The following is a 23558-nucleotide window of genomic DNA, read 5'->3' on the forward strand; positions in this document are numbered from 1 at the left end:
ATGGATAACTGGTTAGCGCTTTTTGACGGACAGACCCGATATTTTCTGGATATTTTTGACAGCTCAGTGAAGCCGGATGTTCTGCGCTTTTACGGCAGGGAAGCACTGAGCGAACCCTTCAGCTGGGACATCGAGTTCACAACGCTTCAGGCGAATATCCCCCCGGAAGAGGTGCTGATGAAATATGCCTCTTTCCGGATGCGGAGCGGTAAAAGTGTGCACGGCATGGTGACCCGCCTGGAATGGCTTTCCACCTCAAAGGACCAGTCTCACTACCGGCTTACGCTCAGTTCGCGCCTGGCGCTCCTGGGATATACCCGACAGTGCGCGGTATATCAGAACCAGTCCGTTCCTGAGGTGGTTGAGCAGGTGCTGCGTAAACACGGTCTGGAAGGTCCCGATTTTGAATTCAGACTGGAGCGCACCTACCCACCGCGTGAAATTATCACTCAGTGGCGGGAAACGGATTTGCAGTTCATTCAGCGCATTCTGTCTGAGGTGGGCATTTACTGGCGCACGGAAATGGACGACGTGCGTGGCCTGGATACCTACATACTGGCCGACAGCCAGCTTAACTATCAGTTTGACGTGCGACTACCCTACAGCGAGGCATCAGCCTGTTCGACGGTGCGGCAGAATCGGTCTGGGATGTGCGGACCTGGCACAACATTGCCACCGGCACTGTCACCACGCGTGATTACAACTACCGGACAGCCACCACGCCGATGGATGCTGCGGTCAGCGTGCGTAATGATGCTGTCACCATCGGGGGGCATTATCGTTACGCGGCACCTTATCGTGATGCGGGTGATGACGCCAGCCCGGAGCCGGAAACCGAATCTGGCGCGTTCTACGCCCGACTTCACCACGAGCGGGAGCTCAACAGGTCGGCCCGTATTCACCTGTTCAGCAATGCTGCACGCCTCACACCCGGGCAGGTGCTGGAGCCGCAGGGCAACGTCATTACGGCCCTGCAAGAGGGTGTGATCCTCACGCTGGTGACATTCCGGGGAGCGCGTGATTCCCGTCTGCATGTGTCGGTCTGGGGCCAGCCTTACACCGAACGTTACTGCTTCCGTCCGGCAGAGATCACGCGTCCGGTCATCGCGGGTACGCTTCCGGCCCGGATCGAAAGCCGCGAAAAAAATGATACCTACGCACACCTGGACGAGCAGGGGCGCTATCGGGTGAAGCTGGACTTCGACCGGGAGGGGACAGAACACGGTTACGGTTACCTGTGGCTGAGAATGGCGAAACCTTATGCCGGTGAAACGCTGGGCTGGCATACGCCGCTCACTGATGGCACTGAAGTGGCGATTGCGTACAGCAATGGCGATATTGATCTGCCATACATCGCCTGTGCACTACATGACTCCGGACATCCCGATCTTGTGAACCGGGACAATCACACCCGGAACATCCTCCGGACTCCTGCCAACTCAAAATTACGCATGGAAGACAAGCGTGGTGAGGAGCACATCAAACTCGCCACGGAATACGGTAAGACGCAGCTCAACAACGGGCACCTGGTGGACAGCAAGGGACAACTTCGCGGTAAAGGCACAGAGCTGCGCACCGATGAGTGGGGAGTCCTGAGAGCGGGAAAGGGACTCTTTGTCGCTGCGGATACCCAGGCGAAAGCGCAGGGCGATGCTCTGGACATGGATGCTGCACTGAAGGAAATCGACAGGCTTAATCAGCAACTGCAACAACTGGAAATGGCCGCTGAAAAAGCGCAGGCGCTGAAAGGGGATGTCGACAGCCAGATACAGATGTTTGAGCAGCGCCTGAAACCACTCAATGAAGCGGTGCTTTTCTCGGCGCCGGAAGGCATGGTCATGACCAGCGGTGAAGATATGCAGCTGGCCGCTGGCCGGAACCTGGCGGTTAACGCCGGAGAAGACTTCAGTGCTGGAGTGATGGGCAATGCGACCGCTTTGACCGGGGAGAAGCTGGGGCTATTTGCCCGCACCGGCCAACTGAGCCTGAAATCCGGAGAAGGGCCAGTCGATGTCCAGGCACAAAACGCTAACATGCGGTTGTTTGCTGAGAAGAAGCTGACGCTGAGCTCAGCGAGTGACATCTCCTTTGCCGGAAAAAAAACGTATCACGCTGATTGGTGGTGGCAGTTATCTGAAGCTTGAGGCCGGGAAGGTCGAGTATGGTACGACAGCGTCGTATACGCGCAAAGTGAAGCGGACGATGGCTGCTGGTGCAACCGATCAACCAATCGAGTCATTGAAGCAGATGGCAATGATCTCTCAGTACTACGACAGAAAGTTGAACTTCTCTTCAAATGTCAATTATCGTGTTGAAACATCAGATGGGGAGGAATTACTTTCTGGCTCCGGAACAGATGGTTATATAGATAAAAGTGACAGTGAACATGAATATTGGATATTTGTAAGTTGAGTAAAAGACCATGAAAAAACTAAATGTTGAAATAGATGGAAAGAGCTATCTCATTGTCACAAAGGATGGAAAGACTGAGTTGGGCATAAAGGGGAATACAACCCCAGAAAAAGATAATACACCTCATGAAGTCAAAGTACCTAACATTCTCATCATTACTAGAAAAAATGCTGATGTGTTATTTATCTTGCGTGGCACTGAAGAAGATAACTTTGCGATTATTACAGCTCAAGAGCTTTATGACAAATTTCCATATCAATGGTTTGAGCCCTTAGCAGATAACTATCGCGAGTTACTTTTTGTTAATAACGCCGATTATACCCTGGACGCATATAAAGTATATTCATGGGAGGACATTGCCGACTTTGCATTAGTAGACAGAGCACTACTATCTTATAGGACAGGTGGTAGCGGGGACTGGAAGAATGTTCCTGATGGAGGGGGGAAGTTCCTTTTATCGCTTATTGATAAAATACCTTATTGGTCTGATGCAATAGGGCAAATTCCCTTTGCTGTAGGCACTTACCGCACATACCATACAATAAAAGCAACCGTAGAAACGGGTATGACATGGGCCACAGGTAATCCATTAGATGCCCTCATGCAAAAATCAGATTCAACGAATGAATATGATAATTTCTTTGTTCTTAGGGGTGCGTTATATGCAAGTAAAAAATTCTCGTATAAGATTACCCCGTCTGGAAAAACCTATCCTGCGGTAGATGTAGAAGAGACATCACATGATGTCAATGCAAAATCACTCGGAGAAAGTATAACTAAAGAGGAGTTAGAGAAATATGGCATCTGGAAAAAATAAAATAATTATAATGGTCCTTACATTTATGTCCGCCATTGTAGTTATGGTAGGCGGTTATTCATTAGCATCATGGATGTACGAGCAGGTATTCACCGTTTCTTCTCATCGAACTGTCGGAATGATATTCATATCTTTTTTCTTTTTGGTTATTGTGCCCCCAATATTACTGCTCACTTTGTTTACACCGTTAAGAATAAATTTAACTATCGCTGCACTTGCAATGCTCTATCTATTTTATGAGTGGTTTTCTGTGCATCCACTAAGGGTCTGTCTTATGGGTGGTTGTTTTATAATAAGTTATCTATTCGTTATAATAATAAAAAATATTTCTTTCCTTAAGCACGAAGTAGTTTCAGGCATTTTATGGCCAAAACCCTTACCAAGTGTAAGGTGGTTATTTTATCATGAAGCGAATTCCGAAGGGATTTTTTATCGTCGTATTAGTAGTTGCTTGGTTCATTCTACCATCAACGATCATTCCTTCTTCACATTCAAAAATATATGAGATCAATAGCCCTGACAATAAATATAAAGTAATTGTTTACCATGTAAGGATAACCTCCCCCATGTGGCTTTATAAATATTTAAAGGACGAGGATTATTTTTTATTATTTACAATGCATCTGGCGAGATGGTTTTTAAACCGTCTCCGTATTATGGCACTTCCAATATGGGAGCATATGACGGTATAGAATTCCTGTACGGTGATACCCATTCTTTACTTTACCCAGGTTACCCAGGACCTAAAGGCTATGATTCATACGAATTCACTAAGTGACAAAACCAGCAGGCATTGAAATGATAGACGATAATACATGACTGTTCAGCATTAATTAAAAATAGAAGTCAATTATTTCAGCAAGGGGCCTGAGGTCAAAATGCCCAATAGAAAATCCGCATCGTTATATGAAATTCTCACTGGCAACTTTACAGGGGAGTTTCCTCTTGAAGTTGTAAACGAAGAAGACCTGGTCATTTTATCCGTGCTGGATAACATCCAGAGTATTTTGAACGCCCGGACCGGGGCTATATCCCATCTCCAAGATTATGGTTTGCCGGATATGACCAAATTTCTGCAAGGCATGCCCGGAACAGCCCACGAGCTAATCGATACGCTGGCCGGTGTCCTGCTCAAGTATGAACCACGTTTGCAGTCCCTTAATGTAACTTTACTCGAACAGCAAGTGCCCGGGGAGCTGCATTACACCATCGATGCGGAACTGAGAGGTATCGGACTTGTACGGTATGGGACCGAGTTTATGCCAGAGGGAAAGGTGATGATCAGGCACTTGAAACAGCAGCGACATCTGTAAAAAACATCAATTTATCTAATCAATTCATACCCTCATTTCCATATTCTCGGCTTAACCGACCGTGCAACCTCAACACATTGGTTTCAATTGCCGTCAACACGTTCTCCGGAAAATCTGCCGGTAATGAAGTCTTCACCTTATCCAGTGCTGCGGGAATCATTCTGGCAAAGTCACTAAGGATTTCATGCATCTGCACTTCCGGAAATTTCAGTGCCTTTGCTGTCGCCAAAAAATGTCGCGGATAAATTTTATCGATTGCCGTTTTTCTGCCTTTGGATGCGTTAAGCCCCATTGCCAGTTTGAGATCGCTGATATGTATTCCCGGGCCACCCAATACCGGAAAAGCTGAAATGATGTCATAAAATGGCGTGAGTCGATAACTGCCACCGGCCTGGATAAACACTGAGAAATTTTTTCGCATGGCCGTCCGTCGCGCCAATCAACCACTGGAATACCTGGAATTTCATAAAATCATAACGATCGCGAAGCGCCTCGCTGGAACCCATCAAAAAAGCCATGATCCGCGCGATGCCTGGGCCTCCGTCAGATTCATATTTCACCGATGAAGGTAAACCGAATGTCTGACACATATCCTCCTGCGGCAAGCGAAGTAAAACCGTTCGTTCAGTATTCCAGCGCCTGTCAAAGCGTTCGACCGCTAACGCGCGCACCTTTCCCGCTTTAATGATTTCTGCGTCGGGAACATTCAACCCGAGTTCTTTCGCCAGCAGCAGACAGTAATATTCATTATCAACACTCTGACTGAGATCGAGCGTCGCGTTGGGCTGCCTGATTTCACCAATCGGCAATTTAATGATATGCGTCGTCGGCGTTATTCCTTTCGGAATGCACCAGTCATTGCCCATTCTGAGCAGCGCGGTCTTCTCCTGCGCGCCAGCAACCGAGATGCGAAAGTCATCTTCCTCCCTAATCATGCCTAGCGGGATATCTGCTTTATAAGCCGTTAACACTTCTTCAAGTCTGGCGTCAGTAAGCTTTTCCCATGCCATTATCGGGCGCGTTACGGTTTCGTCTTCTGGTAATAACGTTACAGCGCCAACGCTGTCTCGCCCGATTTCTGACAATAAATCAAACGGTTGTCTGGATTTAGCATGATAACGTTTAACGATCCGGTCGCGTACAATCGGGCTATCGGGTAACAGGTTATCGAAGAAGTTAAATACGGCATCAGAGGTGATATTCCCCCTCTGCAATGGCAGCGAAAGCGACAATGGCCGGGTATAACGGTTGGCTAACCACTCCGGTGCATACTTAAAGGTATGGGCACCGTTGGCCAGCTTCGTCAACTCGCCTACCCGCTGGTTGTTCATCCACGTGACAAGTTTAGGCATTACCACTCCAGATCTTGCTGATCAGTTGATTCTGGCGAGGCATTTTTCGTGTCGCATAGCGTCATTGATAGCTTAAGCGACTGTAATATCTTAAAAAATGTTGTTAGCGTGGTGTTGTCAGGGTTGTTTTCGAAATTGGAAATGGTCGCCTGTTTTATACCGATTTTTTTCGCCAGCTCGCTCTGCGTCCAGCCATTTTGCTGACGAACCAGTTTCATTGCATTTGCTAATTGCGTTGGGCTATAGATCATCGGAAAGCTCATCATGCCATACGTCCACAAGAAGTTTATCCGCTTTAGGGGATATTTTCAGTTTTATCCTTTAGTGAGGATAAAGTCAATCTGCAAACGCATTTTATCCGCTTTACGGGATAAACACTGCGATAGCCGCGATCGCGGATAAAAAACGACCATACAGGTAGAGTGCATCTCCACTACACCGGGTGGCGTCAGCCCCATTACCCCGATGCAGTCCATTTTCTTCTGACTTTCCTGTGTGTTTTGTGTGTATTTTAGCCAAGAATGTGATCAGTACCCGGTATAGTGGATCACGTCATTGCCACCATACCTGATAGCGTGACGGCACGGTTAGGAAACTTTACCTGGTACAGTGTATCGTGAATGATGATCGGCTCTGATAACGCGATGATACTGAAGTGAAAACTGTACCCTGTGCAGTGGATCCAGTGAAAGTGCGCACCCGGTATAGTGTGCTTCATGGCTGAATCAGAGTTTGCCGCAGGTAGCCCTGCATCCATCATCATGACAGACACTGGTCACAGGACTCGTGAGCCGTATGTAGGTAATCCACTATGCCGGGTGAATGATATGTTGAGCCATGCTGACGGACACCTGGTTATCCACAAAAACGGAGCATAACCTTGTGACCGGAATCCGGATATGACGAGATAATCATCATTACTGCGGCATCACCAGTAAGGGATAATCCTGCACCTCTTTTACTTCAGTTTCTCTATATTCAGCATAAATTCAGACGTTCCGCTGATGCTGGAAGTCGACGGAAAGATCGGGAAGCTGCGGCTGTCACCCAGCTCCAGACCCAACTGAATGTGCAGGGGGCCGACCTTATGACACTGGCGTGTCGCCTTGCTGTCATGGTGGTGTCGTATACGGTGCCGGACTGATGTGCAAGTATTATTGTCACAGACATTGCAGAGAACGGGAACAATGATGACTGTCGCTGAAAAGGTGAAAACATATCGTCTGAGAAAGGCATGGTCGCAGGAACAACTGGCTGAAGTCGCCTCTCTTTCTGTAAGGACTGTGCAGCGAACTGAAAAAGGCCAGAAGCCGAGTCTGGAAACACTCAGTGCGATCGCTTCAGCCTTTGATATAAATGTTTCTGATCTCTCGGAAGAGACTTACGTTGCCAGCCAGGCTCTTGATGAACGCATCAGCGAAGCCAAAATTCAGGTAGCACAGGAAACCCGGTTTTATCGGATTCTGGTTACTGCTGTTCTGGTATGCACAGCATTAATGATAATTAACTATCTATTTACCCCGGAAAGTTACTGGTCCGTCGTGGTAGCTGTTATATGGGGAGGACTTGTCATACTCAGGGGAATACGCGTGTTTATCATGCGAGGGAAAATCGCCTTATGGCAACAACGCAGGTTGCAGAAAATTCTTCGGTCAGGAAATAAAATATCGAATAACAATACCACTGAAAAGTAATGGTTTGCCGATTCACCTGTACTGAAAAAGATTAACTTTCGTAACTGGGACAACTTATGAATATTGCAATCTTTTTAAGAGATACACCTGTCTGGGTATGGATCCTGCTGGCTTTTTTACTGCGACGCGGCTTTGCTGCTCTTTATGTCCGGGAGATGACAATCAGGCGGTTGTTTTTTCTCCCAGTGCTTTTTCTTGTCTGGGGGGCATATGGTGTTATCACTGAGACAGCACTTGCTGGCGCAAGCCTTTCAATGATGGCAGCAGGACTGCTCGCAGGCACCGCTCTTGGATACAGGTTGTGGCGCTTACAGCCACCGCTGAGAGATTCAGATAATCCGGGCATGATTATCAGGGCTGGGACGCCGCTGACCCTGGGGCTGATTGGTGATTACTTTTTGCATGAAGTTCATACTTACTTCAGCCATTTATCTGCAACCGGGATTACGGTCATCCGCAAGTTTTTGTATGTTATTTGGCGGTGTAACAGGACTTATTGATGGCGTATTCTGGGGAGGAACCCTGAGACTTTTCATCCCTTGGTACAGCAGAAGATGATTAACCGTAACTACCTGTGATCGAAACCCAACGGACCCGCTATCCATTGTTGTTGGCTCACGCCAGATGAAACTGAAATTTTCGCTTGTGGTAAGCGATGGTCGCACAGTTAGGGTATACCCCAAGGCATAAACGCTATAAGCGTTGTAGGATTGCTCTTGGATCTGTGACAATTGATAACTTACAAAAAGCTTTGCTTAAAATCCGGAAACCGTGGAGAACGAGCAATATCGTTAACCCGTCATTTATTTAATTAAATGTCTGCTTCACAGCAGACACTCAACAGCGCCGTCCGCGTCTATAACTGATCTATCGCGCTTAATGTTCTATATTGCTGTTCTGTTAACCGACTGGGCCGAGTGACATTTATCGCAAGCCATGCCTAAGTGCCTACAATAAATCGTATAAACAAGTAACTTATTGATTTTAAAGTACATATAACAAAGATTATGTTAAATAACACATCTGTAAGCCCTCAGTATGCACATTTCAATCTCCCTTGCCCCCATTATTACGGCAGTCGGAGAAACAACGTTCTCTCCTGCGTTTGTGATGCTTTAAAACCATGATGCAGGTAAAAGCGTCGGGCAGTGTCAGTAAGCGCATGAACCATAATGGCGCGAACGCCGATATTTTCAGCGACTCTGTAGCATCGCAATACCGCATCATGAAGCAGATCGGCGCCCAGTCCTTTACCGTGGAACGAAAGATCGACCGCCAGACGAGCCAGGATAATCACCGGTATGGGGTCAGGCATATTACGGCGAATATTTCCCGTTGCTTCGACATGATTCACACTACCGGTTGCAAGTGAGTAATAACCAACTACACGTTTTGTCTCTTGCTTGCAGATAACAAACGTCCGCGCAGCCCCAAGCGCCTGATTCTTTAATCCCCGGTGTTTTAACCATTCATCCAGAACAGCCTCACCGCTAACAAATTCCGCAAGTTGATGAGAACTCGATAAAGGTTCAGGCTGAGTTACAAATCCCACTGTGGTTTCCTTGCCAGAAGTTTTTCTAATGCTGGGTTAGATTCTACCGGTGCATCGATCATATCGATAAACTCGGCATACTGCTCCTCGTTCAGATTAAATACCCTGCGTTCAAGAATGACATTCTCTGCGGCCTGGCAAGCCATTTCGAGGATAAAATCCGTGCGCGACTTATGCAGAATTTCTGCTGCCGTATCTATCAGCGCCCGCTGGGATTCTCTGGCGCGAAGGTTGAGTTGGACATCTGATTTCATGGTAACACTCCGTATAGCATTTGCTATACAGCATAGCAGATTATTGCTGTGTAGCAATTGCTATACATACTGGATAACTGAATTTTTCACCAGAGTGTTACTGACTAAAGGTACTTAATGTTGGCAAGACGGCTGCTGCAACGGATGGGGAAATTATCAGGATGTTGTAACTACGTAATTTTTATTTAAACTCGGGGGCGTTTACTGCCCCCTGAAGACGCATTTAACCATCAGAAGCGGTACTCAATCCCTGCACCAATGGCGTAGTTATAGTTTTGAATACCTGCAGCATCATTGTAATGTTCAGAATCACCGGTGACTTTATCATGCACAGTTGAGTCCCCCCTGCCTTCAGAGAAACGCGTCCAGCTCAATTCAGTGAAGACACGAGCCTGGGAAGTAATGTTATATCCCGCGTTGATAGTTCCTGAGTAATAGTTTGAATTACTGGCACTTTCGTTAAAACTCAGGTCACGCATGTAATGCTCATCGTGGTCGCGAGCTTCTACCCACGGACTGAATTTAAACTGTGCAGTGATATCAAAATCCTGGTAAACATATTTCCCCGTCAGCCCTAAGTAAGGCACCCGGTATTTCTGCTGGTAACCAATGGTACGTTCACCGCGCGGGAAATCGCCCACCTCCGCGCCATTATCATAGGAATAATGCCCGCCCTCAGCCAGCCAACTAAAACGAGTTTCCTGATACCCCACCAAAGCACCGAGCTTAAAGATATTTTCTTTCAGCAACCAGCCAGTAACGTTCAGATCAAACTGGTTGGCAAAATTCAGATGCGTATCAGGGCTGCCTGACCAGTCACTCCAGTGACTTTGTGACGGATAAGACCAGTCATAATCATCCATGCCTGAACCGCGAGATGCCAGCGTCGTCCACCCATTTGCATTCAGCGACAACCATGATAATGGCTCCCAGGTAATGCCAGCTTTAATAATCGGCGCATTGTTAATTTTCCAGTTAAGCTGGCTTGCTTTAGCCCCTTCATCATAAACAAACTCGCGAGACTCGCCGTTTAATACCGAAAGGGATGTTTCAACTGACACACTATCAGGAGAAAAGTTGATACTCTGGGCTGCGTATGTAGATGGTGCCAATGCAAGCAAACCGGCCCCGGTAAGTAATACTCTTTTAAACATCGCTCTTATCCTTATAACCTGGTGGATATGCCTTCTGACTGACATCAGCACACCGATAAATTTTTCAGTTATAGCGCAGTAACAATTATCGCTAACTAAATGATGGAAATGCTGCCATTTATGGATATATTTAACCTGATTGGACTATGATATTTTTACGGCCCATAATGCCATACATCCCGCGACTGCAATCAATCAAATTATGCAGAATTACGTGGTTATTCCACCTTTTAAAATAGAACGCTCATTGGCATCAAAACAAATTAAGGTAAACCCCCTAATAAAAATAAAAACCCAAACAACATAATTCAATATAAAACGCGACACCAAAGAAAGTTAAGTCACTGATATACATAAATATAGTCATAGCACAAAGATAAATAATAATAGCATTCACACCAACCAATGCACTAATAATGGAATTTTATGCTGTGATTTTACATAGCAACCATACCTATATTTTCTTGTTAAGAACAACACCACCAGGAATTATAGCAACTGTTATGCATAACAGTATGTTTTCATTGAAAAACACATATAAAATCACAACTATCCGAATATTCCATTATTAACAAAAATTCATTAATATTCTTTAGTCTCTATCACCTCCCAGGTCAGAAGACATAAATTAAACACATTACCACCGGCGTTCAAATAAACGTCAGCCATACGCTGTTCCGCCGCCTGCTTCAGGAAAATTGGACAGAACAAAAAGTACCTTAAGGAAGATTGGCCCAGATATATTTAAATACTGTCCGCCGTTTATTAACAAATTTCAAACAACAGACTGATGTTATTATGAAACAAAGACTCACGGCCTGCCTGCAAATATTTTTGCAGCTCACGGTTATTTTTATGAACTCCTTTGTCTTTACGTTCCCTGCTCAGGCGGCAACGAATTCGCCGGAGAATAAGTCCAGACAAGAAGAAAAAGGGAAACGTACTACAAAAGCGGCGGAACAGAATGAGGGTGACGATAAAAAAATCGCCTCGGTAATTACCAGCACGGCTGAATTATTAAAGCAGAGCAACAGAACAGATGCGCTGATCTCCTCAGCTATCGGCAGCACGTCTTCGATTGCAACCAGTGAAGTGCAGCAGTGGTTGCAGCAGTTCGGAACCGCCAAAGTTAACGCGAGCCTGGACCGCAAAATGGCACTCAATAATGCCAGCGTGGATCTCCTGGTGCCTCTTTACGACAACAAGAAGCAGGATCTCGTGTTTACCCAGGTTGGAGCCCGCCGCAATGATGATCGCGATATCGCCAATATCGGTATTGGTTATCGCTACTTCGCTGACCACTGGATGTGGGGCGTCAACACTTTTTACGATCAACAAATCTCTGGTAATAAACACCAGCGTCTGGGCGTCGGAGCGGAACTGGGCAGCGATTTCTTCCGCCTGAGCGCAAACGGCTATCGCCGACTTTCCGGCTGGAAAAACTCAAAACGTTATGACGATTATCAGGAACGCGTCGCCAATGGTTATGACATTCGCGCCGAGGGGTATTTACCCGTTTATCCACAGTTAGGTGCAGAACTGGCGTGGGAACAGTACTTTGGTCAGGAAGTGGCGCTCTCGCAGAATAACAGTGACAAGCGCCTGCGCGACCCGTGGGCCATGACGCTGGGCGTCAGCTACACACCATTCCCACTAATGACCGTGGGCCTGAACCAGAAAATGGGTAAAGGTGATCAGAACGACATCCAGGTAAATCTCAATCTTAACTGGAAGATGGGCGAGTCCCTGGCTAGCCACCTCGATCCAGAAGCGGTCGGCGCCAGCAGAACGCTGATGGGTAGCCGCTACGAGCTGGTGAACAGAAACAATAACATTGTACTGGAGTACCGTAAGCAGCAGGTTATCTGGCTGACCCTGCAGGATAAAATTTCCGGCACTGAATCAATGACTCTACCAGTAAATGTGCAGGTGAAGAGCAAATATCCACTTGATCACATCCACTGGCAGGCCGAGAGTCTGCTGAAAAACGGCGGCAACATCAGCGAGAAAAATGGCGCCTGGTCCGTCACGCTCCCGCATTATCATACCGGCAACGCCGTGAAGAATGTCTATGTTGTTTCCGCTACGGCTCTGGATACGAAAGGTAACCAGTCACCTCTGGCGTACATGACTGTGCAGGTTGATAGTTTTAATATTCAACAAGCAATCGCCACCGTCAGCGCCGCTAAAACAACGTTGCCAGCGGATGGGGCAAGCAGCACATCGATTAGCGTAACGCTGACCACCGCCAGTGGTGAGAAAATCACCGGACAAGCAGCCAACCTCAGCGCTCAAATCACGCAAGGCGCCCCAAAACAACAAAAGCCACAAAAGAAAGCCAGACTGCAAAAGAAAGCGACTCTCCCTCCGGTAACCACACCAGCGCAGACGCTAGCCAGTATCTCGGCGTTTAAAGAACCCTCGCCCGGCGTGTATGTCAGTACCTTCCATGCCAGTAATATTCCTGGGCTGGCAACTGTCGATGTTTTCTATAACAAAACCCAGAAGATTAGCGGCACTACCATTACCCTCGAATCTCCCGCCGCCAGCGAGCGTTTCGCCGCCCACGGAATAACCGCGTCGGTAACGTCAGCCCTGGCTAACGGCAAAGATGCCATAAATCTTACGGCGCACGTCGTGGATGCGACGGGTAATCCGGTTCCAGGCGTTCCCGTGACCTGGACCACGGATAATGCACAGGCGATCCTGTCGGCAACGTCCGTTCTCACCGATGACAAGGGGAATGCCAGCATCTCACTGAGCAGCACCCAACTTCTGAGCGCAACAATCAGCGCCCATCTTGATAACGGCGAAGTAGTTAAAAGTGAAGCAATTCAGTTTATTGCAGATAACGCCAGCGCCGTGGTCAGTCAGATTGATGGCGATAAAACTGCCGCTATCGCCGATGGTCAGGACATCATCACCCTGCAGGCCATCGTAACCGATGCCAGCAACCACCCGTTACCAGAGCAGACCGTGAACTGGGCTCTTGGCGCAGGTAGCACCACTGCGCATCTGGCTGGCAGCCAGAGCCAGACCAATCCGAACGGCGTGGCAACCATGCTTCTCACCTCCACCGGTGCCGGACAGGTTACCGTTTCCGCCACTACCGGAGACGAGGCAACCAGTAAAGCGGCAGCGAAGCACTCCGCCCCACTGACTTTTTCTGCCGACGCCAAAAGCGCCGTGCTGAAAAACATCACGCCGGATAAAACCACACTGTTGGCCGACGGGAAAGAGAACGCAACGCTGACCGTTATTGCGGAAGATGCGCTGGGTAACCCATTAAAGAATGTCCAGATCGACTGGAGTACCCTCAGCATCACCGCACATTTTACCCCGACAACCGCGCTGACGGATGATGATGGCAAAGCCACCACCCAGGTGAGCTCCTCTGCTGTGGAAGATGTGGCACTGACTGCTACCCTCCTGGGACAGAAGATGACCTCCCCAACCTTGCATTTTACGGTTGATAATAAAAGCGCAGCAGTAACATCGCTTAGCACCAATAAAGAAACCGCCGTTGCCAACCTGAATGATGCCATTCAACTGACTGCACTAATCAGTGATGCCAGTCAGCACCCGGTGTCCGGCAGTCTGGTGAAGTGGGCCATTACGTCCGGGAAGGGTGCACTCAGCACAGAGCAGAACACCACCGATGCCAGTGGCAACAGCGTGGTCATGCTTACATCCGCCTCAAGCGGAGATGTAGTGGTGACTGCCAGCACCGAAAACGGTAGCACAGTGGCTTCTCACAGCCTGCACTTTATTGCTGACAGTGCTTCGGCAAAAGTCACCGACGTTACCGTGGATAAAAAACAGGCCATTGCCGACGGAAAAGAGTCTGTAACCTACACCGCGACGGTAAAAGATGATAAAGGTAACGCCCTTGCCAGCCATAACGTGACATGGCATACCTCCGCTGCTGGCGTTAAGCTTTCTGTACCAAGCGCAACAACCAACGCCTCAGGCGTCGCTTCCGTCACGCTGTCAGCACTCAAAGCCGGTACGGTCAGTCTCTCGGCACAGGCAGAAGCCGGTCTGGCGTTTAATGCGCCGCAGGTCACCTTTATCGGTGACCCCCGCACCGCGCAGCTTACCAACCTGAGGCCAGTAAACAAAACGCGCTCGCCAACAGCACCGACGAAGTGACCTTCACCGGTGTGGTGATGGATGCAAACAATAATCCATTGTCGGGTATCATTGTCAGCTGGACCGCAACGCCTGCCACTGGTCACCTGTCCACCGCAACTGGTACGTCAGACAGCAACGGTAACGTGACGGTATCCCTGACCTCAACACAACGTGGCGCGCATCAGGTTACCGGCCAGGTGAACGGCAAACCGGTTATCTCAAACAGTGTGACATTCACCGAAGATGCCGCCACTGCCAGACTGTCCGCCCTGAATGCCGACAAAACCAGTATCACCGCCGGTACAGACAGCGTCACGCTGACCACTCAGGTGCTGGACGCGTCCGGTCATCCGGTGGCAAACAAATCTGTCGCCTGGAAGTCTGACAATGCCGCCGGCGTTTTCAGTGAAACCACCTCGAATACCGATGCCCAGGGCAACGCGAAAGTGACCTACAGCAGCACCCGTGCGCAGGCCACCACCATTACGGTATCCGGCGACAATAACAGTCAGAAGACGGTGCAGCTGATCATCACGCCCGATATCAAGAGCGCAAAACCTATTGACGTCAATGTCAATAAAACCAGCGCGACGGCGAACGGCAAGGATGTGGTCACCCTGACCGCTACTGTGGAAGATAAATACCGGAACCCTGTCAGTCAGCAGGATGTTAGCTGGCAGATCCAGCCGACAGGTAAGTACCATCTTACCGGTAGTCCACAAAAAACCGATGCTCAGGGCCGGGTTACCGCAACGCTGGCTTCAGAGGATGTGGTCGCCTGCCAGGCCGTGGCAACCGCCAACGGTATGAGCAAATCGTCTGCCACCATCAGCTTTGATGTCGACGCTGCCACTATCGGTGTTGTCGCGCTCACTTCTCCCACAACATCCGATGTTATTGCGGGCAAAGATATTATTACGCTGCGGGCCGCAGTGACTGACAGCAGCGGTCATCCTGTTGCAAAGCAAATAGTTTACTGGAGTTCTGATAACACCACTGGCGATTTCTCGCCAGCTGATGCCAGCGAAACCAACAGTCTGGGTATTGCGGATATAAAATATAAGGCCACCCGTGCCGGGGCCACGCACATCACGGCGAGCTCGAATCAAACCAGCCGGGATATAACGGTGAATATTATCGGTGATATGGCCACCGCCACTCTGTCTGACAGTAAAGTCGACAAAACCCAGGCCGTGGCCGATGGCAACGAATCGATGACCTGGTCGGTCACGGTGAAAGATGCGAACGGCAATATCCTGCCAGGCGCGCAGGTTAACTGGAGCAGCAACGATCCGACGCTGATCTTCGCCAGCACCAACAGTCTTGCGGATAATCAGGGGGTTGCGACCATGCGTTTCACCTCCACTCACGCCGGACAGACTACTGTTTCCGCTACCACCGCGAACGGTGCAGCGAAAAAAAACACCACGCTAACTTTCATTGCCGACACCCAAAGCGCCGTGCTGAAAAACATCGCGCCGGATAAAACCACGTTGCTGGCCGACGGAAAGGACTACGCCACGCTGTCCGCCGTCGTTGAAGATGCGCAGGGTAATCCGTTAAAAAATATCCAGATAGACTGGAGTTCAACCAGCAATACCGCTCAGTTATCTGCCACAACCACCCAGACGGATGACCAGGGAAATGTCAGTATCCAGGCCAGTTCTCCGGCGGTGGAAGAGGTTACGCTGACAGCCACTCTGCAGGGGCAGAAGCTGACTTCTCCAGTTCTGCATTTTATGGCGGACAGTAGAACCGCCGCGGTGACTTCGCTTAACGCCAATAAAGAAACCGCCGTCGCCAACCTGAATGATGCCATTCAACTGACAGCACAGGTCAGTGATGCCAGCAAGCACCCAGTGTCCGGCAGCCTGGTGAAGTGGGTCATTACGTCCGGCAAGGGAACTCTAAGTACCGCACAGAACACCACTGATGCCAGTGGTAACAGCGTGGTAACGCTTACCTCTGAGTCAAGCGGAGATGTGGTGGTTTCTGCCAGCAGCGTAGCTGGAGCCGCAGTGGCTTCTCATAGTCTGCACTTTATTGCCGACAGCACTTCGGCAAAAGTGACTGATGTCACCGTGGATAAAACGCAGGCTATTGCCGACGGCAAGGCGCTTATTACCTACACCGCAGCAGTAAAAGATGCTAAAGGCAACCCGGTTACAAATCATAAAGTGACCTGGAACGCCTCTGGTACGGGCGTACACTTTCAGCACCGAGCGCAACAACCAGTGCCTCAGGCGTCGCTTCCGTCACGCTGTCGGCGCTCAAAACCGGTACGGTCAGCCTCTCGGCACAGGCAGAAGCAGGCAGTGCGTTTAATGCGCCGCAGGTAACCTTTATTGGCGACACCCGCACCGCGCAGCTTACCGACCTGAAGCTCAGTAAACAGAACGCTCTTGCTAACGGCACCGATGAAGTTGTTTTCACGTGGACTGTGGTGGATGCAAACAATAACCCGCTGTCGGGCATCAGCATCAACTGGGCAGCAATACCTGCCACGGGTCTTCTGTCGGCGGCGTCCAGCACATCAGACAGCAACGGTAATGTGACGGTATCTCTGACCTCAAAACAACGCGGGGAACATAAGATCAGCGGTAACATTGCTCACATAGCCAACGGAGTGCTGGCGACATCAGACAGTGTGAAGTTCACCGAAGATGCGACGTCTGCCACACTGCAAAACCTGGCGGCGGACAACACCAGTGTTGCTGCCGGTAAAGGTATCGTCACATTGACTGCACAGGTTCTGGACGCGTCCGGTCACCCGGTAGCGAATAAACCTGTTGTCTGGCAGTCTGACAATGCCGCTGGCGTTTTCAGTGAAACAACGTCGAATACCGATGCGCAGGGTAGCGCGAAGGTGACTTACAGCAGTACGCTCGCGAAAGTCACCACCATTACGGCATCCAGCGACAACCACAGCCAGAAAACCGTGCAGCTAACCATCACGCCTGATATACAGAGTGCAAAACCGGTTAACGTCAGCGTCAGTAAAAACAGCGCGACGGCGAACGGCAAGGATGTGGTTACCCTGACCGCCACCGTGGAAGATGAATACAAAAACCTCGTCAGCCAGAGTGAAGTGACATGGCAGGTTCAGCCAGCAACAGGTAAATATCATCTTACCAGCAGTCCGCAAAAAACTGATGCCAAAGGTCAGGTTACAGCAACACTCACCTCAGAGGATGTGCTCGCTTATCAGGCTGTAGCAACCGTTAATGGCGTAAATCAGTCGTCTGAAACTATCAGTTTTGCTGCCGACGCGGCTACCGCCACTGTGACGGCGCTCACCCCGTCCACAACAACGGATGTGCCCGCAGGTGATAACATAACGCTGAAAGCTACAGTAACGGACAAAACCGGACATCCAGTTGCCAATCAACGGGTTAACTGGAGTTCGGATGATGCAACAGGAACTTTCCAGACCAATAATTACAGCGTTACTAACAGCCAGGGTATTGCGGAAATTACCTATTCCGCCACCAAAGCCGGTGCGTCGCAAATTACAGCGAGTATTAATCAGTCCAGTCAGACCGTAACGGTGAAGATGATTGGTAATATTGCCACCACGACCCTGTCTGACGTCCAGGTCGACAAAACCCAGGTCGTCGCCGATGGCACTGATCAGGTTACCTGTACCGTCCTCGTCACCGATGCCAACGGCAACGCGGTGAGCGGTGCAGCTCTGAACTGGAGTGTGGACAATGCCAACACGGTACTGTCCGCCAGTACCAGTACCACTGGAGCCGACGGTAAAGCCATGATCACCATGAGCAGCTCAAAGGCTGTTTCTGATGTTCAAATATCGGCCAGTGTAAACGGTGGGAGTAAAGTTGCGGCAAGTAGCAAAGTTAGCTTTATTGCCGGCCCGGCTGATCCGACAAACTCAACAGCAACTGACTGTAAAGGACTCGCAGGCACAGAATTTCAGTGCAGCGTGACATTGCGCGATAAATATAGCAACCCAGTGCCAGATGCTGATGTAGATATGACGGTTGCCTATAATGCAACGATAACTGCAGGTAAAACAGATGCTGATGGTATTGCTACTATTGCCATCAAACCCGATGAACTTGTCGATGCTACGACGGACGCTGAAATAAGCGCATCTTATACTGTTAATAATGCACCTTTTGCTTTGAAAGCATACCCTCGCGTGACGCCGCTTATTAAACCATTAAACCAGGTTGATAAAAGCATTCTGGAGTGGTCTGATATGAGCGGTTTTATATTGCCTTTAAATAAGCCCGTGCAATTCGTCACAGCAGGAAATAAAGCTGTTGATAGCTCTCGTTGGACATTAACAGCAACAAATGGCATCCCGATAAACGGTACTACAGTCATGGCAACGGTAACCAAAGGAAGCATTGTTACAGGAACGCTAACCTTTACTGACAATGAGACGGGCATAACACAAACGTCTCCTACAATAGACTTACTGGCTGTAGCAAAAGTCCCTGTGACCAATCTGGCTCGATATGCAGGTTACCCGAATCAATGCAGAAGTTCCGGGAACCATGACGGAATACGTGGTTTATACGAAGGTACTCAGTATTTTATAGCAAGCCATAAACTAACCGGAGAAACTTACAGTATCACTGCTCCAGAACAAACTATTATTTCATATGGATATAAAACTGGTAATTCAAGTGTAATGTATTACAAGTATTTAACTGCCACTGACGGCTCAAGTACGACAGGGAGCGTATATGCGCCAGATCCATTTACTGGAGTTATTCTATGTAAATAAAAGGTTCTGTCGTACCAATAGCCTGCGCAACATTTATTGCGCAGGCTTTTTTATCAAAAATACCCTGATATTACCGATGTTTTTGGACTATAGCCCTGACGCGTATTGTCGGAAAATAGTGCTATCAGAGTTCCATCAGGTTGAACGCAACGCAACAACGATATTATCCAGACAGACGCTTTATGTACGTCATCAGCACTACGTAACCCGGCCTTCTGCCCCACTCCGATCTGGCGAATAACGCCCAGAGATGCTCACTACTCAGCGGATAAGTGAGACGCTACCCGCTATTTTTACCTTATTGCATCTGAAATGTTTACTTTGCCACTTGTATGTAGCATTCTTGACGAAATTCATCATTCCAGCATAAAGGCAGAAAATCATGGATACGCCTGTCCATCTGTTAAAAGTTGCGCAACGTTCAGAGAAAATGCTGTTTTCTCTTACCGAACAAATTCAATCACAGAAAGAAGAATTGCAGGAAAACAAGTTTTATCAGGTCTATGCCAAGGCGGCGCTTGCCCGGCTGCCCCGTCTCACGCGCGCCAGCGTTGACTACGCCGTCAACGAGATGGAAGAAAGCGGCTATGTGTTTGATAAGCGCCCCGCCGGTAGCTCCACCAAATACGCGATGTCGATTCAGAACATTATCGACATTTACCATCACCGTGGGGTTCCCAAATATCGCGACCGCTATCCATCGGCATTTGCCGTTTTCATCGGCAACCTGAAAGGTGGCGTATCAAAAACGGTATCTACCGTTTCGCTGGCTCATGCGCTACGCACCCACCCTCACCTGCTTTATGAAGACTTACGCATCCTGGTCGTTGATCTCGATCCGCAGTCTTCAGCAACCATGTTCCTCAACCATACACGGGCCATTGGCATGGTAGATGCCACCTCCGCACAGGCCATGCTGCAAAATGTGTCGCGTGAAGAGCTACTCTCAGAATTTATCGTGCCTTCCATTGTGCCGGGCGTGGACGTACTGCCAGCCTCAATTGAAGATGCGTTTATCGCCTCACGCTGGGATGAGTTATGCGCCGAACACCTGCCGGGGCAAAATGTTCACGCGGTGCTGAAAGAGAATGTGATTGATAAACTGCGCAAAGATTACGATTTCATCTTTATCGACAGCGGCCCACACCTTGACGCGTTTCTCAAAAATGCTATCGCCTCAGCCGATCTGCTGTTAACGCCGGTTCCGCCTGCGCAGGTTGATTTCCACTCGACGCTGAAATATTTAACCAGACTCCCTGAACTGGTTGAAATTATTAATGAATCTGGCATGAAGTGTAATCTGCAAGGCAATATCGGCTTTATGTCAAAACTGTCGAATAAGGCCGACCATAAGCTTTGCCATAGTCTGGCGAAAGAAATTTTTGGCGGCGACATGCTCGATGTCGCGTTACCGCGACTGGATGGCTTTGAGCGTTGCGGCGAGTCTTTCGACACCGTTGTCTCGGCAAACCCAGCCACCTATATCGGCAGCAGCGAGGCGTTGAAAAATGCCCGCCACGCCGCCGAAGATTTCGCCCGGGCAGTCTTCGACCGCATTGAATTTATCAGAACCAATGGAGGTGTATGATGAGCGCCAAGAGAGTCACCATAGGCCGTACCTTCAAAACCCCTGCACTGCACGAGGATGATGGCGGACCGTCTCAGGAGCAAGTCTTTACACTCTCCACTGGGCGTCATGTTACTTTTTCATTGCGCACAATCCCGGCCAATGAAGTCGAAAACGGGACGTATGTCATTCAGGAGATCAATGGCCGCGATCAGACTTCGCTGACCAGCGAGTCCCTGAAAGACATTACCCGCACGCTTCGTCTGCAACAGTTTTTCCCTTGCATCGGCATCGAGCGGGAAGACGGCGTGGAAATAATTGATGGTTCCCGCAGACGCGCGGCGGCCATTTTGTGTCATACCCCGCTGAAAGTACTGGTCACCACTTCAACGGTATCTGCCGATGAAGCCCGTAAACTGGCGGCAGATATTCAGACGGCGAAAGAACATAACCTGCGTGAAGTCGGGTTACGCCTGATGGCGCTTAAAGCGTCTGGTCTGAATCAGAAACAGATAGCCGCACAGGAAAAACTGTCGCCGGCCAAAGTCTCCCGCGCCATGCAGGCGGCCTCCGTTCCGCAGGAGCTGGTTTCACTGTTCCCGGTGCAGTCAGAACTTCATTTTTCCGATTACAAATTACTGGCGGCGGTGGACGAAAGTCTCGCCGAGAAAAATGTCGAACTGAGCACGCTGATCGAACAAATTTCAGAAGATATTGATCTTATTCTGAGCGAAGGTGGCCTTGCGGAAGATGAGATTAAAAATAAGCTGCTGAAGCTTATTCAGAAAAAACGTCTTTGCTGATCTCGCTGCCTAAAAAAGAGAAAGCGAAGGTGGTTTCGCTGTGGGCTTTTGATGACAAAGACCGATACGCGCGTAAACGCATTAATGGCCGAACAATCTCTTTTGAATTTAATCGTCTGACAAAAGAGGTCATGGATGAGCTGGAACAGTCAATTAATGACGTGCTCGCCAGACATCTTGAGTAGGTGTAGAAAAAAGGTTGGCATTTAACCTACAGGCAAAGTGTCCGTAGTTTCCTGCCGGATGCGGCGTAAACGCCTTATCCGGCCTATAAAACCATGTAAATTCAAGGTATTGCAAAAACATCCGTACTGTCGTCGCTGTCATGCCCACGGCGATATATTTTCCTCTGAATTTCCCGTGAAGTCACCAATCCCAGTCATCAATAACCAGACGGCACTAATAATATTAAATAAATAATAAAAAATATAATAGTCAAACAACCACATAATTACTTTGTTATTTATTAACAATGGGAAAATAATAACCTTATACATTCTTCTCTTCCAGAAAAAGCGCAAACTATACCTCGTACATTTAGTATCCCAGGAGTGGATAAAAATGTCAGTAACACTAATCGATAACTTTTAGAGATGAATAATGAATATTATTACAGATGTTTTAGTCAACGGTCATATGTTTAACTGCATCGAGGATATGCAAGAAAAACACTTCCCCACAACACTTTTCCCGGAAGCTTATTTTCAAATGGTAATTGATGGTGACGTTAAGAATAATCGAAACGTTATCTGGCGTTGTAGAGAAGATTTATCCGGAAATCCTGTTTCTGTGAATCAGGATGGCGTCGTAAAATTTAATAACGCTGATGAAAGCTTTGTTGGACACACATTTTATATAGAAGCAATCGATAAAAATACTAGTCGCATATCAGTATATAGCTTTACAATTGAAAAGTTTTTCAAACACAATACAGAGAAAAAACTTAACCCTGAAGAAACCAAGTTATGGGTGGCAAGTGTAAACGGGCAACTGCCACATGTAGTGGAACTCCAGGATAATGTAATGACCCCTGCATATCGCCAGGTCAATGGAGGGCTATTTAAAGAGTGGGGGAAACTGGTAATTTACGGTTGGATTAGCGCGTATAGTGATACTGATATCGCAGCAACACACGGTTTCGATAATGGTAAAGCATATTGTTGCGATGGGGGAAGCTCTTGTTTTTCGGAGATTGGTCATTTAGACTTAAATGCTTGTGCAGTGTTTAAATAAAAACATAACCCTCTGATTTATATCAGATTACATGATATAAATCAGACCAGGCAATTAAATAACCACATTATAAATGTACCCACTTATCTCAAGCGATAAGACAATTTGACAATTTGATACCCCGTGATAGTTTGAACGGGTCATGTCTGGTGAACATCAGACTATGCAACTCGCTGACGTGAAAGAAAATAAACCTTCACGTCAGCTATCTCCACAATCGAATCCCTGATAGTGATACGTAATTTCCAGTCATTACCTATATATTGTAATTGTGCCATAACAAAATTACTGCTGCCGTAAAAGCAAAAAAACCGATAACACTGAGTAAAAAACTAATCGATACCTGATGGCTAAACTTAACTTTTCGGTTGCTGATCGTAATTTCATATCCTTCCATCTTGCTTCTCCTTGTTTACTCTGATTAACACCGGGTGTTTCTTTTACAGAACAACATTTATCTGTGGTACTTAAGTAGGGGAACATCTTTCCCTTATAACTTAAATAGCCTTTGATTTTC

General features: G+C 48.3%; 15 protein-coding genes and 3 pseudogenes. 13 read left to right on the forward strand and 5 right to left on the reverse strand.

All coding sequences use genetic code 11. The features are described 5' to 3' along the window. The 5 genes and pseudogenes from vgrG to tssE all read left to right on the forward strand — a co-directional run. Positions 1–2217, forward strand: a pseudogene (vgrG, locus tag CRI63_RS18375) (type VI secretion system tip protein VgrG); the annotation flags it as partial. Continuing rightward, positions 2203–2412: a hypothetical protein gene (locus CRI63_RS24490; RefSeq protein ID WP_240782773.1), complete on the forward strand. Its 210-nt coding sequence runs from the start codon at positions 2203–2205 to the stop codon at positions 2410–2412. The pseudogene vgrG and the gene CRI63_RS24490, both read left to right, overlap by 15 nt. A 10-nt stretch (positions 2413–2422) precedes the next feature. Beyond that, positions 2423–3229, forward strand: a complete 807-nt coding sequence (locus CRI63_RS18380) for a hypothetical protein (RefSeq protein WP_130224410.1) — start codon at positions 2423–2425, stop codon at positions 3227–3229. A gap of 404 nt (positions 3230–3633) precedes the next feature. Continuing rightward, positions 3634–3921, forward strand: a complete 288-nt coding sequence (locus CRI63_RS24495) for a DUF6201 family protein (RefSeq protein WP_240780451.1) — start codon at positions 3634–3636, stop codon at positions 3919–3921. A 186-nt stretch (positions 3922–4107) separates the two neighbouring features. Beyond that, positions 4108–4542 carry a type VI secretion system baseplate subunit TssE gene (tssE, locus tag CRI63_RS18390; RefSeq protein ID WP_130224412.1) on the forward strand — a complete coding sequence of 145 codons (435 nt, stop codon included), beginning with the start codon at positions 4108–4110 and terminating at the stop codon, positions 4540–4542. Between the two features lie 19 nt (positions 4543–4561). On the opposite strand, the pseudogene hipA reads toward tssE, so the two are convergent. Together hipA and hipB are read right to left on the reverse strand one after the other, a co-directional pair. Next, positions 4562–5894 (reverse strand): annotated as a pseudogene (gene hipA / locus CRI63_RS18395) (type II toxin-antitoxin system serine/threonine protein kinase toxin HipA). Further along, entirely contained in the window at positions 5894–6160 is a 267-nt protein-coding gene (gene hipB / locus CRI63_RS18400; RefSeq protein ID WP_130224416.1) for a type II toxin-antitoxin system antitoxin HipB, read from the reverse strand. Before hipB ends, hipA begins: the two are co-directional and overlap by 1 nt. Positions 6161–7084: 924 nt before the next feature. Between hipB and CRI63_RS18405 the strand changes: the two genes are divergently transcribed. Continuing rightward, on the forward strand, positions 7085–7588 hold the full coding sequence (locus tag CRI63_RS18405) for a 2TM domain-containing protein (protein ID WP_130224607.1): 504 nt from the start codon (positions 7085–7087) through the stop codon (positions 7586–7588). A gap of 56 nt (positions 7589–7644) precedes the next feature. After that, a complete protein-coding gene (locus CRI63_RS18410; protein ID WP_240782767.1) occupies positions 7645–8088 on the forward strand; it encodes a DUF6622 family protein in 444 nt (147 codons plus the stop codon). A gap of 569 nt (positions 8089–8657) precedes the next feature. On the opposite strand, the gene CRI63_RS18415 is transcribed toward CRI63_RS18410, so the two are convergent. From CRI63_RS18415 to CRI63_RS18425, 3 genes are all read right to left on the reverse strand, one after another. After that, positions 8658–9140 (reverse strand): GNAT family N-acetyltransferase, encoded by a 483-nt coding sequence (locus CRI63_RS18415; protein ID WP_130209501.1) that lies wholly within the window; start codon positions 9138–9140, stop codon positions 8658–8660. After that, positions 9128–9394, reverse strand: coding sequence for a DUF1778 domain-containing protein (locus tag CRI63_RS18420; RefSeq protein WP_130209503.1), 267 nt, complete (start codon positions 9392–9394; stop codon positions 9128–9130). The genes CRI63_RS18415 and CRI63_RS18420 overlap by 13 nt, the downstream gene beginning before the upstream one ends. A 230-nt stretch (positions 9395–9624) precedes the next feature. Then, positions 9625–10548 (reverse strand): omptin family outer membrane protease, encoded by a 924-nt coding sequence (locus CRI63_RS18425; protein WP_130224420.1) that lies wholly within the window; start codon positions 10546–10548, stop codon positions 9625–9627. Between the two features lie 798 nt (positions 10549–11346). Here CRI63_RS18425 and CRI63_RS18430 point away from each other — a divergent pair. The 6 genes and pseudogenes from CRI63_RS18430 to CRI63_RS18455 all read left to right on the forward strand — a co-directional run bounded on the left by CRI63_RS18430 (position 11347) and on the right by CRI63_RS18455 (position 23041). Beyond that, positions 11347–14700: an inverse autotransporter beta domain-containing protein gene (locus tag CRI63_RS18430; protein ID WP_135520347.1), complete on the forward strand. Its 3354-nt coding sequence runs from the start codon at positions 11347–11349 to the stop codon at positions 14698–14700. Between the two features lie 14 nt (positions 14701–14714). Next, positions 14715–17021 carry an Ig-like domain-containing protein gene (locus tag CRI63_RS18435; RefSeq protein WP_346763497.1) on the forward strand — a complete coding sequence of 769 codons (2307 nt, stop codon included), beginning with the start codon at positions 14715–14717 and terminating at the stop codon, positions 17019–17021. 38 nt (positions 17022–17059) lie between these two features. Further along, positions 17060–19438, forward strand: a complete 2379-nt coding sequence (locus CRI63_RS18440; RefSeq protein ID WP_240782772.1) for an Ig-like domain-containing protein — start codon at positions 17060–17062, stop codon at positions 19436–19438. A gap of 382 nt (positions 19439–19820) precedes the next feature. Continuing rightward, positions 19821–21026, forward strand: coding sequence for an AAA family ATPase (locus CRI63_RS18445; RefSeq protein ID WP_130224424.1), 1206 nt, complete (start codon positions 19821–19823; stop codon positions 21024–21026). Continuing rightward, positions 21023–21993, forward strand: a pseudogene (locus tag CRI63_RS18450) (ParB family protein). Before CRI63_RS18445 ends, CRI63_RS18450 begins: the two are co-directional and overlap by 4 nt. A 415-nt stretch (positions 21994–22408) precedes the next feature. Beyond that, positions 22409–23041: a hypothetical protein gene (locus CRI63_RS18455; RefSeq protein ID WP_130224426.1), complete on the forward strand. Its 633-nt coding sequence runs from the start codon at positions 22409–22411 to the stop codon at positions 23039–23041. Positions 23042–23558: the final 517 nt, after the last annotated feature.

It is taken from the genome of Escherichia sp. E2661 (assembly GCF_004745185.1).
GTDB lineage: Bacteria > Pseudomonadota > Gammaproteobacteria > Enterobacterales > Enterobacteriaceae > Escherichia.

Coding starts and splice junctions, on each gene's coding strand:
- CRI63_RS24490 (WP_240782773.1), top strand. CDS start 2,203: ATGGCTGCTGGTGCAACCGATCAACCAATCGAGTCATTGAAGCAGATG.
- CRI63_RS18380 (WP_130224410.1), top strand. CDS start 2,423: ATGAAAAAACTAAATGTTGAAATAGATGGAAAGAGCTATCTCATTGTC.
- CRI63_RS24495 (WP_240780451.1), top strand. CDS start 3,634: ATGAAGCGAATTCCGAAGGGATTTTTTATCGTCGTATTAGTAGTTGCT.
- tssE (WP_130224412.1), top strand. CDS start 4,108: ATGCCCAATAGAAAATCCGCATCGTTATATGAAATTCTCACTGGCAAC.
- hipB (WP_130224416.1), bottom strand. CDS start 6,160: ATGATGAGCTTTCCGATGATCTATAGCCCAACGCAATTAGCAAATGCA.
- CRI63_RS18405 (WP_130224607.1), top strand. CDS start 7,085: ATGACTGTCGCTGAAAAGGTGAAAACATATCGTCTGAGAAAGGCATGG.
- CRI63_RS18410 (WP_240782767.1), top strand. CDS start 7,645: ATGAATATTGCAATCTTTTTAAGAGATACACCTGTCTGGGTATGGATC.
- CRI63_RS18420 (WP_130209503.1), bottom strand. CDS start 9,394: ATGAAATCAGATGTCCAACTCAACCTTCGCGCCAGAGAATCCCAGCGG.
- CRI63_RS18425 (WP_130224420.1), bottom strand. CDS start 10,548: ATGTTTAAAAGAGTATTACTTACCGGGGCCGGTTTGCTTGCATTGGCA.
- CRI63_RS18430 (WP_135520347.1), top strand. CDS start 11,347: ATGAAACAAAGACTCACGGCCTGCCTGCAAATATTTTTGCAGCTCACG.
- CRI63_RS18445 (WP_130224424.1), top strand. CDS start 19,821: ATGGATACGCCTGTCCATCTGTTAAAAGTTGCGCAACGTTCAGAGAAA.
- CRI63_RS18455 (WP_130224426.1), top strand. CDS start 22,409: ATGAATATTATTACAGATGTTTTAGTCAACGGTCATATGTTTAACTGC.